Annotated in this window: 12 protein-coding genes and 1 other RNA gene; 10 read left to right on the top strand and 3 right to left on the bottom strand. The window is 53.6% G+C overall.

Features of this window, described 5'->3' with window-relative positions; all coding sequences use genetic code 11:
- Nucleotides 1-47 precede the first annotated feature (47 nt).
- The 4 genes from B9Z46_RS05385 to B9Z46_RS05370 are packed head-to-tail and all read left to right on the top strand — an operon-like array spanning nt 48 to nt 3,661.
- Complete coding sequence (locus tag B9Z46_RS05385; RefSeq protein ID WP_108254900.1) at nt 48-1,223, top strand: amino acid ABC transporter permease; 1,176 nt, start codon at nt 48-50, stop codon at nt 1,221-1,223.
- Nucleotides 1,223-2,341 (top strand): amino acid ABC transporter permease, encoded by a 1,119-nt coding sequence (locus tag B9Z46_RS05380; RefSeq protein ID WP_108255713.1) that lies wholly within the window; start codon nt 1,223-1,225, stop codon nt 2,339-2,341. The genes B9Z46_RS05385 and B9Z46_RS05380 overlap by 1 nt, the downstream gene beginning before the upstream one ends.
- A gap of 1 nt (nt 2,342) precedes the next feature.
- On the top strand, nt 2,343-3,089 hold the full coding sequence (locus B9Z46_RS05375; RefSeq protein ID WP_108254899.1) for an amino acid ABC transporter ATP-binding protein: 747 nt from the start codon (nt 2,343-2,345) through the stop codon (nt 3,087-3,089).
- The gene (locus B9Z46_RS05370) at nt 3,089-3,661 is read left to right on the top strand and encodes a dual specificity protein phosphatase family protein (RefSeq protein ID WP_108254898.1); all 573 of its coding nucleotides are present in this window, start codon (nt 3,089-3,091) and stop codon (nt 3,659-3,661) included. The genes B9Z46_RS05375 and B9Z46_RS05370 overlap by 1 nt, the downstream gene beginning before the upstream one ends.
- On the opposite strand, the gene B9Z46_RS05365 is transcribed toward B9Z46_RS05370, so the two are convergent.
- Nucleotides 3,662-4,141 carry an Lrp/AsnC ligand binding domain-containing protein gene (locus B9Z46_RS05365; protein ID WP_055361481.1) on the bottom strand — a complete coding sequence of 160 codons (480 nt, stop codon included), beginning with the start codon at nt 4,139-4,141 and terminating at the stop codon, nt 3,662-3,664.
- A gap of 107 nt (nt 4,142-4,248) precedes the next feature.
- Here B9Z46_RS05365 and putA point away from each other — a divergent pair, with 107 nt between their 5' ends.
- Nucleotides 4,249-7,938 (top strand): trifunctional transcriptional regulator/proline dehydrogenase/L-glutamate gamma-semialdehyde dehydrogenase, encoded by a 3,690-nt coding sequence (putA, locus tag B9Z46_RS05360; RefSeq protein ID WP_108254897.1) that lies wholly within the window; start codon nt 4,249-4,251, stop codon nt 7,936-7,938.
- Here the strand turns inward: putA and B9Z46_RS05355 are convergent.
- Entirely contained in the window at nt 7,931-9,553 is a 1,623-nt protein-coding gene (locus tag B9Z46_RS05355; RefSeq protein ID WP_055361486.1) for a long-chain-fatty-acid--CoA ligase, read from the bottom strand. The two genes, putA and B9Z46_RS05355, sit on opposite strands and share 8 nt — an antisense overlap.
- A gap of 46 nt (nt 9,554-9,599) precedes the next feature.
- Entirely contained in the window at nt 9,600-10,355 is a 756-nt protein-coding gene (locus B9Z46_RS05350) for a trans-aconitate 2-methyltransferase (protein WP_108254896.1), read from the bottom strand.
- An 89-nt stretch (nt 10,356-10,444) separates the two neighbouring features.
- Between B9Z46_RS05350 and B9Z46_RS05345 the strand changes: the two genes are divergently transcribed.
- From B9Z46_RS05345 to ssrA, 5 genes are all read left to right on the top strand, one after another.
- Nucleotides 10,445-10,696 (top strand): hypothetical protein, encoded by a 252-nt coding sequence (locus B9Z46_RS05345; protein ID WP_055361490.1) that lies wholly within the window; start codon nt 10,445-10,447, stop codon nt 10,694-10,696.
- 61 nt (nt 10,697-10,757) lie between these two features.
- Complete coding sequence (locus tag B9Z46_RS05340) at nt 10,758-11,621, top strand: N-formylglutamate amidohydrolase (protein WP_055361491.1); 864 nt, start codon at nt 10,758-10,760, stop codon at nt 11,619-11,621.
- A 7-nt stretch (nt 11,622-11,628) separates the two neighbouring features.
- Entirely contained in the window at nt 11,629-12,609 is a 981-nt protein-coding gene (locus B9Z46_RS05335) for a succinylglutamate desuccinylase/aspartoacylase family protein (protein ID WP_108254894.1), read from the top strand.
- A complete protein-coding gene (locus tag B9Z46_RS05330) occupies nt 12,609-13,772 on the top strand; it encodes an ion transporter (RefSeq protein ID WP_108254893.1) in 1,164 nt (387 codons plus the stop codon). Before B9Z46_RS05335 ends, B9Z46_RS05330 begins: the two co-directional genes overlap by 1 nt.
- Before the next feature lie 61 nt (nt 13,773-13,833).
- Nucleotides 13,834-14,222, top strand: a transfer-messenger RNA (tmRNA) gene (gene ssrA / locus B9Z46_RS05325).
- The last annotated feature ends 121 nt before the right edge of the window (nt 14,223-14,343 follow it).

Raw genomic sequence — 14,343 nt, 5'->3', positions numbered from 1 at the left:
TTAAACCAAAGACTTCCGGCCCGCCTTGTGCGGGCCGGTCTATTCTCATGAGCACCCCTCCTCCTCCCAAACGTCAGTGGTCTTGGCGCAGCCAAGCCTTCCGCGGACTGGTGTACCAAATCCTGGCGATCTTGGTACTGGTTCTGGCCATGGGCTACTTGATGTCCAACACGTTTGCCAACATGCGCGCACGGGGCATTCAAAGTGGTTTTGATTTCTTTCTCCAGCCAGCCGGTTTCGGCATTGGCGAAAGTCTCATTGAATTCGATTCCTCGCAGAGTTATTTGATGGCCTATGTCATTGGCCTCACCAACACTTTGCGTGTGGCCTTGGTTGGCCTTGTTTTGGCCACCCTTCTGGGCACCCTGATTGGCATTGGCCGCTTGACCAAAAACACCTTGGTCAAATCCTTGTGCGCCAGCTACGTCGAAGTCACCCGCAACATTCCGCTGCTGCTGCAACTCTTCATGTGGTACTTTGCCATGACCGAGTTGTTGCCGCCCATTGAATCACCGCTGAAGCCTTTGGCAGGCGTGTTCTTCAGCAAGAACGGTTTGCAATACCCCTTGCCCGTTTGGGAACCCGGACACTGGGGCACGCTCATTGGTTTGTGCGTGGGCATCGGTGCTTGGAAATTCTGGTCTCGTCACGTCAAGCAGCACTTTGAAGCCACCGGCTACACCAAGCCCTCTTTCCTGCCTGGATTGGGTTTGTTTGTGTTGTTTGGCGTAATTGGCTGGCTGATCGGCGGCGCGCCAAGTGAAATCGACATCCCTGAAGTGACCGAGATCAACGTGGTGGGCGGCGGCTCCGTCACCCCCGAATACCTCACCTTGTTGATCGGCCTCACTGTTTACACTTCGGGCTACATTGCCGAAGTGGTGCGCGCTGGCATTCAGTCGGTGTCGTTTGGTCAACACGAAGCCGCTGTGGCTTTGGGTTTGAAGCGCACACAAGAGTTGCGCCTCATTCAATTGCCACAGGCCATGCGCGTGATCATTCCGCCACTCACCAGCCAGTACCTCAACCTGATCAAAAATTCTTCGTTGGCTGTGGCTGTAGGCTACCCCGACTTGGTGTCCATCAGTTCAACCGCCCTGAACCAAACAGGTCGTGCCATTGAATGCATTGCGTTGGTCATGCTCATTTATTTAAGCTTGAGCTTGCTGACCTCCGCACTCATGAACATTTACAACCGCCGTGTGCGAATCAAGGACCGATGATGCAAACCACCGGTTATCAACAACATTTCGAACCCATCGAAGCACGCCGCCCCCCCGTCAATGAATCGGGTGCTTGGGCATGGATTCAGCGCGGCTTCTTTGACGGCCCAGTCAACAGCTTGCTCACCGTGGTGTTCTTGGGCCTTTTGGTGTGGGCCATTCCACCCATCTTCAACTGGACCATTTGGTACGCCATTCCCGATGCCGACAACGCGGCTTGCCGTGCAGCACATGGCTTGGGTGCCTGCTGGGGTGTGGTGGCTGAAAAAGGCCGACTCATCTTGTTTGGTCGCTACCCCTTTGAAGAGCAATGGCGTCCCTTGGTGGCCAGCGCTGTCTTGGTGGCCCTGCTGATCGTGTCTTGCTTGCGCACCTTTTGGCGCCCCGCATTGGCCGTGGCTTGGGTGGTGGTGTACGCCTTCTTCTTCGCCTTGATGTACGGCGGCTTTGCTGGCCTCACCAACGTTGAAACAGCGCGTTGGGGTGGCTTGCCCCTCACCTTGCTGCTGGCCAGTGTGAGCTTGGTGGTGGCCTTCCCCTTGGCCATTTTGCTGGCCCTGGGACGTCAATCCGACTTGCCTGCCATTCGCACTTTGTGTGTGGTGTTTGTCGAGTTTGTGCGCGGTGTGCCACTCATCTCCGTACTGTTCATGGCCTCGTTCATCTTGCCACTCTTCATGCCCCAGGGCACCAAGATTGATGTGCTGGTGCGCGTGTTGGTAGGCATGACTTTGTTCACGGCGGCCTACTTGGCTGAAGTGATTCGCGGCGGCTTGCAAGCTTTGCCCAAAGGTCAAGTTGAAGCGGCGCATTCATTGGGTCTGAGCTACTGGCAAATTCAACGCATGATTGTGTTGCCACAAGCCTTGCGCTTGGTAGTGCCTGCCATTGTGAACACCTTCATTGGTGCCTTCAAGGACACGTCCTTGGTGACCATTGTGAGTCTGTACGACCTCACCGGTGCGGTGCAATTGGCGCTGGGCGATGCCGACTGGCGCAAGTTCTTCATTGAAGGCCAATTGTTTGTGGCCGCCATTTACTTCATCGCATGCTTTGCGATGTCACGCTACAGCCAATGGCTGGAATCCCATCTGAATACTGGAACACGGAGACAGTGAAGTGAGTACCTCAAGTCCCATCATCGAATTTTCTAAAGTCAACAAGTGGTACGGCGAGTTCCACGTGTTGCGTGACATTGACTTGTCGGTGGCCAAAGGCGAGCGCATTGTGGTGTGCGGTCCATCAGGCTCTGGCAAAAGTACCTTGATCCGCTGCATCAACCGTTTGGAAGTGCATCAAGCCGGCACCCTGAAGGTAGATGGCACCGAACTGACCGATGACGTCAAGTCCATTGAAGCGGTGCGCCGCCAAGTGGGCATGGTGTTCCAGCAGTTCAATTTGTTCCCTCACCTCACGGTGCTGGAAAACCTCACGCTGGCCCCCATGTGGGTGGGCAATGTGCCCAAGGCCGAAGCCGAAGAGCGCGCTATGCAACAGCTCAAGCGCGTGCGCATTGCTGAACAAGCCAACAAATACCCCTTGCAATTGTCAGGCGGTCAACAGCAGCGCGTGGCCATTGCACGCTCCTTGTGCCTCACACCCAAAATCATGTTGTTTGATGAGCCCACTTCGGCGCTCGACCCCGAGATGATCAACGAAGTATTGGACGTGATGGTGGAGTTGGCCAACCAAGGCATCACCATGATTTGCGTCACGCACGAGATGGGCTTTGCCCGCTCCGTGGCCGACCGCGTGATCTTCATGGACCAAGGTCAAATCGTGGAACAAAACACAGCGACCGAGTTCTTTGCCAATCCAAAGAACGAACGCACGCAAGACTTCTTGTCCAAAATTCTGGCGCACTGATGTCTGTCATCTCAAAGCCCGTCGGCCCTGCCGGCGGGCTTTCTTTTTTAGACCCGCGCGGCGATGCACTTCCCCGCCCTCACGGCAATACCTATTGGCTGTGGGCTGGGCATGTGTTGGCGGGCGAGCATCCTGGCAAAGAGGGTGAGGCCCTGTTGCCCGAGCGTTTGCAGTTGTTGGCGAAAATGGGCATCACGCATTTCATTGACCTGACCTCTTCCAACGATCCTTTAAAGCCTTACCAACCCTTGGGCGGTGCTGTGCGCATCAACCACCCCATCACTGACTTTGGTGTGCCCAGCACAGCGCAAATGCAAGTCATCTTGCGCAGCATGGACGAAGCTTTGGCACAAGGTGGCAAGGTCTATGTGCATTGCCGTGCAGGCATTGGTAGAACGGGCACGGTGGCGGCCGCATGGCTTGTGAACCAAGGCCTGAACGGACAGGCCGCGTTGGACTTGCTGCTGCAAAAGTGGCAAGCCGTGGACAAACGCCTAGAAGAGCCGCATACGCCAGAGACTGTGGCGCAGCGGCAATTTGTATTGGCTTGGGAAACTCATCGTTCGAGTTGACTAGCTCAACAATGGAATTGCCGAACTGTTTTTGACTTCCTCCATCACCGCATAGGTTCTCGTCTCTCTGACGCCGGGCAATTGCCACAAAACACTTCCGGCGAATTCACGGTAGCTGTTCATATTGGCTGTTCGAGTTTTCAACAGGTAATCAAAGCCACCCGCCACCATGTGGCACTCCATAATTTCATCACGGACCTGAACCGCAGCCTTGAATTGCTCGAACACATTGTGGTTGGTTCGGTCCAGTAAAACTTCGACAAACACCAACATCCCCGCGCCCAATTTCAATGGATTGAGGCGAGCTTCATAGCCCAAGATGTAACCCTCTTTGGTGAGTCGTTGCACACGCGCTAATACCGCCGTGGGTGAGAGGGCCACCGCTTCTGCCAACTTGAGATTGCTGATGCGGCCATTCTTTTGCATGCAGTCCAATATGCGCAAGTCAATCCGATCAATACTTTCTGAAATATCTTTCATACAAAATATTATCCAGTTTTAAATCATTTATTTAGAGAAATATACTATAAAAAACATGGATCATAGGTATTCAAATATCAGCAAATGCGCTGATTCAAGGAGACCCTATGGACCACAGCACGCCATTACGCCAAGCCATCACGCAAGCCATTCGACGACCTGAACCCGTTGCGGTGCAAGCGTTGCTGAGCCAAGCGCGTCAAAGCAAGTCTGTCGCGACGCAAACAGACACGCTTGCCAAGAAACTCATTCAGGGAATGCGAGATGGGTCAAGACGCACAGGTCGTGCGGGTCGCGTTCAAAGTTTGATGCAGGAATATGCCTTGTCGAGCAATGAAGGCATCGCACTGATGTGTTTGGCCGAAGCATTACTGCGCATCCCCGATGCGGCAACGAGAGATGCGCTCATCAGAGACAAAGTCAAAGATGGAAATTGGATGCACCATGCGGGGCAATCTGACTCCTTGTTTGTAAACGCCGCATCGTGGGGTCTGGTTTTAACCGGCAAGTTGATGTCAAGCCATGATGAGCACGAACTCATGTCAGCCTTGACACGCTTGATCGGCAAACAGGGTGAGCCTTTGATTCGAAAAGGCATGCAATTTGCCATGCAAATGTTAGGTGAACAATTTGTAACGGGGCAAACCATTCATGAAGCATTGAGCCGTTCTCAAAGCATGGAAGCAAAAGGCTTTAGATACTCTTACGACATGCTAGGCGAGGCAGCCATGACGCGCCAGGATGCACAGCGTTATTTCAATGCATACGAAGAGGCCATTCATGCCATTGGCCAGTCTGCCCAGGGAAAAGGCGTGCAAGACGGCGCGGGAATTTCTATCAAATTGTCTGCGCTGCATCCACGTTACTGCCGCGCTCAAGTTCAACGCGTCAAAACCGAACTCATTCCACAGGTTTTGAAGTTAGCGCAGTTGGCTAAGCAATACAACATGGGCCTGAACATAGATGCTGAGGAAAGCGAGCGACTGGACATTTCCTTGGACATTCTTGAAGCTTTATGTTTCGCCCCAGAGCTATCTGGCTGGGATGGCATGGGTTTTGTGATTCAGGCTTATCAAAAACGTTGCCCCTTTGTCATTGATTACCTGATTGATTTGGCCCAACGCGCCAATCACCGCTTGATGATCCGTTTGGTCAAAGGTGCGTATTGGGACAGCGAGATCAAACGCGCACAAGTTGAAGGCCAAATCGACTACCCAGTTTTTACACAAAAACATCACACTGATGTTTCCTATTTGGCATGCGCCAAAAAATTGTTAGGTGCCATTGATAAAGTCTTTCCTCAGTTCGCGACACACAACGCACATACCGTCGCTAGCATTGTGAGCATTGCCGAAGATGTTTGTGGCAAGTACCAAATCGGTCAATATGAGTTTCAATGCTTGCACGGCATGGGAGAACCCCTGTATTTGCAGGTGGTCGGGCCTGCGCAATTGAATCGACCTTGCCGCATTTACGCGCCTGTCGGCACGCATGAAACTTTGCTTGCATACCTGGTGCGAAGACTGCTAGAAAACGGCGCCAACAGTTCTTTCGTCAATCGCATGGCCGATGCATCCGTGTCCATTGAGTCACTGGTACAAGACCCTGTTGTTTTGACAGAAAACGAAGCGAATCGCCTCCATGTCGCACCAGGACAACCGAATGCACACATACCCATGCCGAAGAACTTGTATGGCACAGAGCGCTTAAATTCCAACGGATGGGATCTCAACCACGGACCTACACTGGCACGCATCCAACACTACATTGAAAACACACCACTTCAAATCCAAGTCAAGCCGTTGCTGGCTGGTACGGTTGAAGGCGCACAAATAGACACGGTGGTCAATCCCGCCAAGCATTCACACATTCTTGGAAGCTTGCAACATGCGAGCTCCCGCGACATTGAAACAGCCCTCCAAGAAGCTGATGCATTTGCATCAACCTGGGCTCAAACATTGCCGCACGAAAGAGCAGAGGCCTTAGAGCAATCGGCTGCACTGCTAGAAAGTGAATCCTTGCAGTGTCTTCATTTGCTGATTCACGAAGCAGGCAAAACATGGGCACATGCTGTGGCTGAAATACGCGAGTCAGTTGATTTCTTGCGTTACTACGCTTTGCAAATACGCCAAGAATTCAGCAACGCAACACACCATCCCTTAGGGCCAGTCGTTTGTATCAGCCCTTGGAATTTCCCATTGGCCATCTTCATAGGACAAATCTCGTCAGCACTTGCTGCAGGCAACACCGTTCTTGCCAAACCCGCAGAGCAAACCTCAGGCATTGCAGCCTTAGCGGTTCAATTGATGTGGCAGGCAGGTGTACCTCGGTCTGCACTGCAACTTTTGCCTGGCACTGGCTTGTCTGTAGGAAATGCTTTGGTGAGCGATTCTCGGGTGCAAGGCGTCTTGTTTACAGGCTCCACTCAGACTGCTCAGAAACTGAATCAAGTTTTATCAAAACGGATGAACCGACACGGCCAGGTCGTACCTTTGATCGCAGAAACAGGGGGGCTCAACTGTATGGTGGTTGACTCATCCGCCTTGCTCGAGCAAGTGATTGGTGACGCCTTGACCTCTGCCTTTGAGGCAGCCGGACAACGCTGCTCTGCCCTTCGAATTTTGTGCATTCAAGATGAAGTGGCAGACCCAGCCATTGAAATGCTCAAAGGCGGCATGGCGGAGCTGACTATGGGTAATCCAGCAACACTGGAAACCGACGTGGGACCTGTCATCGACCTCAAAGCTCTTGAAAAAATTGAGTCACACGTCAGAGAACTTGAAGGCATGGGTAGACGCGTACACCGTCTTCAGCATCGAAATGGGAGTGATCTGACTGGCACCTATGTTGCCCCCACCATCATCGAGATCGAAAGCATCCAAGATGCACCCAATGAAATTTTTGGTCCTGTCTTGCATGTGCTGCGCTACGCACGAACTGACCTCGATCAACTGCTACTCGACATCAACGCAACTGGCTATGCCCTGACTTTTGGCGTGCACTCTCGCATCGATGAAGCAATTCAAAAAATGACCCAAACTGTTCATGCGGGCAATGTGTATGTCAACCGAAACATGGTGGGAGCCGTCGTCGGCGTTCAAGCTTTTGGTGGCGATGGCTTATCGGGTACAGGCCCCAAAGCTGGCGGTCCTTTGTATTTGTTGCGTCTGTTGTCGGCATGTCCTGATGATGCGGCATTGCGCAGTGTTCAACGCGTGGGGGGAAGCACCCTCCCCCCTACAACAAAAGCGCTAGAAGCACTTTACAACTGGGCAATTTCAAATCACCGCACACAACTTGCACAAATGTGCGCGCGATTTTCAGCATGCAACCCTGCGGGGCTTATCGCCGAGATGAAAGGGCCTACGGGTGAAATTAACCAGTATTTTGTCAATGCAAGGCCTCATGTTCTTTGCAGCATAGGCACTCAGGCATCCTGGGAAGACGATTTACTTATTCAACTGGCGGCGGTGGCTGCCGTAGGTTCTAAGGCAATTGTTTTGAAGGCGTTGCAATCCTTCGTTTCCACATTGCCCATGGCTGTGCAAGACATTATCAGCTTCACAACCAGAGATCAACTTCCCAAGACTCAAACAGTTTTGATGCATGGCTCAACCGAGGAAATTTTAAATTTTTCTCAGTTTTTGTCTCAAAGAGAAGGTCCTTTGGCCAGCCTGATTGGGCTTCAACCTGGCACGCTAGACCTCCCACTTTCACGCTTGGTTCAAGAGCGCTCTATCAGCGTCAACACCACAGCAGCTGGCGGTAACGCATCATTGATGTCTTCCGTTAGCTGAACACACCGCCATAAGTTTTGCGGAGGTCACCCTTTTGAACTTTACCGGTACCACCGACAGGCAGGGACTCTAAAAAGATCACGTCATCGGGCACCCACCACTTGGCCACTTTGGTTTCCAAGAAAGCCAAGATCTCTTCTTTCTCAACGCTCTGACCTGGCTTGCGCACCACAAACATCAAGGGACGCTCGTCCCACTTGGGATGCTTCACGCCAATGACAGCGGCCATGGCCACAGCAGGATGCGCTATGGCAGCATTTTCTAAATCAATGGAGCTGATCCATTCGCCACCCGTTTTGATGACGTCTTTGGTGCGATCGCGAATTTGCATGATGCCTTGCGCATCAATGGTGGCGATGTCGCCTGTGGGGAACCAACCGTCCACCAAGGGTGATTTTTCGCCTTTGTAGTAGCCCGAAATGATCCACTGACCGCGCACCATCAACTCGCCTTGTGATGTGCCATCACGTGGCAGCGTGTTGCCCTCTTCGTCCACCACCTTGATGTCGACACCAAAAACCGAGCGGCCTTGTTTGCCTACCAAAGCATGGCGATCGGCTGCGGGCATGGCCTTTTGTTCTGGCGTCATGCTGCTCATGGTGGCCACAGCAGTGGTTTCAGTCATACCCCAGCCATGTCGAACTTCAACGCCGTAGTCGTCGTTGAATTTAGCTATAAGGGCAATGGGCATGGCGGAGCCGCCTACTGCGGTGCGTTTCATGGTGCTGAAGCGCAACTTGTTTTGTTCCACGTGCTGAATGAGCGCCATCCAAATGGTGGGTACGCCTGCGCTGATGGTGACTTTTTCGGATTCCATCAGTTCGTACAAACTGGCGCCGTCCAACTTGGGGCCGGGCAACACCAGCTTGGCGCCAGCAACAGGCGCTGCATAAGGAATGCACCACGCGTTGATATGGAACATGGGAACCACTGGCAGAATGGCCTCGTCTGGCGACAAATTCAAAATGCTGGGCAAGCAATCGGAAATGGCATTGATCACAATGGCACGGTGGGAATACATGGCTCCTTTGGGATTGCCCGTGGTACCAGAGGTGTAGCAAATTGCGGCACCCGTGCGCTCATCAAACTCAGGCCAAACAAACACATCGCTGGCAGGTGCAATCAGTTCGTCATAGCAGAGCACATTGGCCACGCCTTCAATTTCAGGCATGTGCGCACGCTCGGTGAGGCAAACCCAAGCACGCACGTTGGGACAATGTGCTGCAATACCTTTGATCAGAGGTGCGAAAGTCGTGTCAAACAACACCACTTCGTCTTCGGCGTGGTTGATGATGTAAATGAGTTGCTGTGGATGAAGGCGTGGGTTGCAGGTGTGCATCACCATGCCACTGCCCGACACGGCGTAATACGCTTCCAGATGGCGGTGGTTGTTCCATGCGATGGAGCCCACCACACTGCCCTCTTTCAAATTCAAACCTTTGAGGGCATTGGCCAACTTGCGTGAACGCTTGGCGCACTCTGCATAGGTGTAGCGAAACAGCGGGCCATGCGTTTCACGCGAGACCACCTCTTGCCCCCCAAACTGCGCCGCAGCATGCTCCAGAATGCCAGACAAGAGCAACGGACGGTCCATGATGAGGCCGGGTTTGAGCATGAAAAATCTCCGAATGAATTAGATTCGAAGATGATAGGCGCAAAGCCTATCTTGTCTCTTGGGATTGACCCGTAAAAGGCGCTTGGTACAGCCACACAGGCCGGCCAGGACTGGCCTCTGTTTTGGCCGTGTGCTTGAGTTCGGCCGCTTCAAATTCCAAGCTCACCAGCCACGCGCCAGGCTTCATTTCTGCCTTGGCTTTCTCAACGGCGCGCGGCATGGTTTCGGGACGTTGAAACAAATAGACCATGTCGTAAGCACCCCAATGGTCTTGCCAAATGTCGCCACACCGCACTTCGGCCCATGGACATCTGAACTTGGCCAACCAGCTTAATGGACGGCTGAACTCAATGCCAATCCACTGTGCATTCACGTAGGCCAAACGCAAGGCCTTAAGGCCATCGCCAGCACCACAACCGGCATCCAATATTTTGGCTTGCGCAGGCAAGATGGCATAGCGCGGCACATCGCGCAGGGCGTTCAGCGGCGTTGGAAACACAGGGGCGTCACGCCACGCACGCATGGGGTAAATCCAAACAATCATCACCAGGGGCAGCAACCAAACCCATGCGGGAATGCTGGCTGTCCCCAACAACCAAAACGACACCGGAAAACCCATGGCCAGTGCCGCCGAGCGCGCTTGCGACATACCCCGGTGCCAGCCCATGGCAGCCGCCGAGACGCCCACGAAGGTGGAAAACAACATGGCCACCGAGGAATGCATGCCTTGTTCCACCAAGAAGATGAACACATACCAAGCAGCGCCCCAAACCCCTAGGGCAGTCAAAGGCCAACGGATCATATTTGACAATTGATTCTTCTTTCAGATAATTTGGGTCTGATTAAAGCCGACAATGGCCCTTGTTTCAATGCGCATCTTAATGGCTACCCATGTTTAATTTCAGCATCACATCTTTGACCGCCGTGTTGGCGCTGAGCGCCAGCCTATGGGCCATGCCCTCTGCTTGGGCCTACAAGGTTGAAAAAATTTGCGAAGACTTGCCAGCGACCTCCAAAGAGCCTGCCCAAAAGAAATGCAAAGTGGTCAGGGTACAAGAAGGCGGCGCAGCCAAAGCAGGTGATGGCAAAGGTGACGGCAAAGGCGATGCCAAGAAAGACGCCAAACCGGCAGGCGGCCACTGATTTGAACCCCTGACATGGCTCTAGAATGAACCCCAATCCACAGGGGTCTTCAAGGAGCATCATGTCAGCACCCATCCAAACCGAGGCCTACAGCCTTTTCTTGGCGCAGCAAGCTGTGCCCTTGGTGATGGACTCACCGCATTCCAGCCCCACCTTTCCACAAGACTTCAATGCCTGCTTGCCACTCGATGACTTGCGTGATGGCGAAGACGTGTTCATCGATGCGTTGTGGTCACACGCTCCCCAGCACGGTGCTCATTTGTTGTTGGCCGAATTTGCCCGCACCTACATCGACCCCAATCGCCATGTGGGCGATGTCGACCTGTCGATGATCGACGGCGAATGGCCCCACACCTATGTGCCCAGTGGCAAAGCCAGCATTGGCAAGTCACTGATTTGGCGCACCTTGGACGATGGCCGCCCCATCTACGATCGCAAACTGAGCATTGATGAAGTGCAACAACGCATTCAACGCTATGCCCTGCCCTACCAAGCGCAACTGCAAAAGCTGATAGATGCGCACCACCAGGCCTTTGGCGTTTGCTATCACATCAACTGCCATTCCATGAATGCTGTGAGCGGCAAGATGGGTGAAGGCGGTGCGGGCATTGCCCGCGCAGACGTGGTGCTGGGCGATCGCGATGGCACCACCTGCGATGCCGAGTTCACCCACTTGGTGAAAGATTTCATGCAAGGCTGCGGTTATGAGGTGAAGATCAACGACCCCTTCAAAGGCGTTGAACTGGTGCGCGCGTTTTCCAATCCAGCACAAGGCAAACACAGCCTGCAAGTTGAGCTGAACAAACGCTTGTACACCGATGCCACCGGACGCGGCAAAGGTGCCAGCTACGACAAGTTGGCGCAAGACCTTCAACAACTGACCGCTGTGTTGGCGCAGTTCGCCAAATCCAAAGCTGCAAAGTGATCGCACCATGACCCTCTCGCCACCCTCACTCAAAGTTGAGCTGACCGCACCCGACATCAGCGCTTACCGCCAAAGCAATGTGGGCATTGACTACGTCACCCGCCTCGACTCTGGCAAACCTGGCCCGCACGTGATTGTCCAGGCCCTTACGCACGGCAACGAGTTGAGTGGCGCCATCACCCTCGACTATTTGTTCAAACAAAAATTTCAGCCCACGAGCGGTGTGGTGTCCTTCATCTTTGCCAACGTAGCGGCTTATGCCATGTGGGATCCGCAAAACCCCGATGGCAACCGCTACGTCGAAGAAGATTTCAACCGCGTCTGGTCTGACGAGGTGCTCAATGGCCCCCGTGACAGCGTGGAGTTGCGACGCGCGCGCGAACTGGTGGCCTACATCGACACCGCCGACTACCTGCTCGACTTGCATTCCATGAGCGCGCCCAGTGCACCCTTGATGGTATGTGGCGTCCGTCCCCAAGGTGGGCAAAAATCAGTCAATCTCTCTGCCAAGATTGGCTTGCCCGAATGGCTGATGATGGACACCGGCCACGCCAATGGCCTGCGGATGATTGAGCGCGCAGCCTTTGGTGACCCCCACAAACACAACACGGCCATCTTGCTAGAAGCTGGCCAGCATTGGGAAAAAGCCTGCGAACAAATTGCCCGCGAAACCACGCTGAAGTTTTTGAAAGTCACTGGCGTTGCAGATGCGCAATGGGTTGATGCGCGTTGCAGCTTACCGCCCGTTGAACAAAAAGTGGTGCAAGTGACCGAGGGCTATGCCGCCAAGTCGCTCGACTTCGAATGGCTGGACGTCTACAACGGCTTGGAAGTGATTGAACAAGCTGGCAAAGCATTGGCCGAAGACGCCGGTCACACCCTGCGCACACCCTACGACAACGCCGTGTTGGTCATGCCCACACGCAGCAAACGCTTTGCGGTGGGCAACACCATGGTGCGATTTGGCCGCATTGAAAGCCTGACCTGATGCGGGTCTTCTTTCGCAAAATCAACGTGGTGGGCGCCTTGGTGTCGGCCATCAAATTTTTTGTTCGCAAAAACAAAGACCGTACGTTTCGTCAAAAGGTTTACGCGCTGCTCCATGCAACGCCTTACTCAGGGCCCCTGCACCGCTACATTGACCAACTGATCATTTGGTCCGTACTGGTCTCGGTGGTGTGCATTGTGTTGGAAACGGTGCCCGGCATCCATGCCATTTTCAAATACGAATTTGAAGTCTTGGAAATTGCCACCTTCTCCTTGTTTGCGGTCGAGTACTTGGCCAGGGCTTACGCAAGCTGCGAATCGCCGCATTACAGCCATCCTGTCAAAGGTCGACTCAAATACCTGGTGAGCATTCCCGCACTCATTGACCTGGTGTCCATCCTGCCCTACTTTTTGGGCCTCTTGCTCAACCAGTTCATGGACACCCGCTTCTTGCGAATTTTCAGGTTAACGCGCTTGCTCAAAGTCACGCGCTACACCGGGACCTTGAACACCTTGCTCAAAGCCATTCAGCGCGAGAAACGCGTGCTGTTTGCTTCTGCGTTCATGATGCTGCTGCTGGTGGTGCTTACAGCCAGCTTGGGCTATGAGTTGGAACACGACGCGCAGCCCGACAAATTCAACACCATTCCCGATGCCATGTACTGGGCCGTGATCACCCTGGCCAGTGTGGGATATGGCGACATTTCGCCCATTACCCCTTTGGGCCGCGCCATGACCGTGATCATCAGCCTCATTGGCATTGGCATCTTTGCCATTCCAGCTGGCTTGATGGCGTCAGCCTTCACCGACCAATTGCGCATTGACCGTGAAACTTTCGAAAACGAGTTTCGCGACGTCTTGGCCCGTGGCCAAATCTCCCACACTGATCGCAACGCCCTCAATGCCGAAGCCGAACGTTTGCACCTCACCGAGCAAGACGTGAACCGCATCATGGAGCGGGTGAAGCATGAAATGACCGTCAAAGGCCATCTGGGCTTGGGGCACCTGAATGCCCAGCAATTACTTGAAAAATATCGCCAGGAGGTCAGTTCCCTGCGCAGCCTGGTGCAAAGCGACGACTTTCAAGAAGCTGAAGCATTGATTCACGATACGGGCAGAACCACCCCCTCAGAACGGGCTGTTTTAGAGGCATTGCGCAAATAAGCGCGTATTGCGCGCAAATGACCCCTTGCAATTTGCAGAACCGGCCTAAAATACGAGGCTTGGGGCTGCACTGGTTTCGACATGGGTTCGGACGCGTGGCAGGGCATGTCGAGGTTCTGATCCTCGTAAAACAGCAGAAAAAAAACTAACTGCAAACGACGAACGTTTCGCACTCGCCGCTTAATCCGGTGAGCCTTGCAACAGTTGGCCGATAGGCTGGGCAAGGGGGCAATAGGCGTTAAAACCTAAAGCTTCCAGGCTGCAAGGGAAAACATATGGGCTGGCGTCACATCGGGCATCTTGGTGTGGCGCGAGAAAATAGGATGCTGGTTGGATCAATAGCGTGTCGCTGCGCGATTGGTTTGACGAGACTCAAATCAGACGACTACACATGTAGAACTGTACGAAAATGGCTTGTGGACGCGGGTTCAATTCCCGCCAGCTCCACCAATACCAAAACCCCAACTCGTCTGAGTTGGGGTTTTTTCTTGGGCGATCGCGCGTGTTGCCCCGTGTTCTTGCGGGTTCCTGCGGAAATTTGCGGACCTCGCGCACCGCACCACCTGGCCGG

It is taken from the genome of Limnohabitans sp. Hippo4 (assembly GCF_003063605.1).
GTDB lineage: Bacteria > Pseudomonadota > Gammaproteobacteria > Burkholderiales > Burkholderiaceae_C > Limnohabitans_A.
This window is presented reverse-complemented; position numbering and strand designations above follow the sequence as displayed.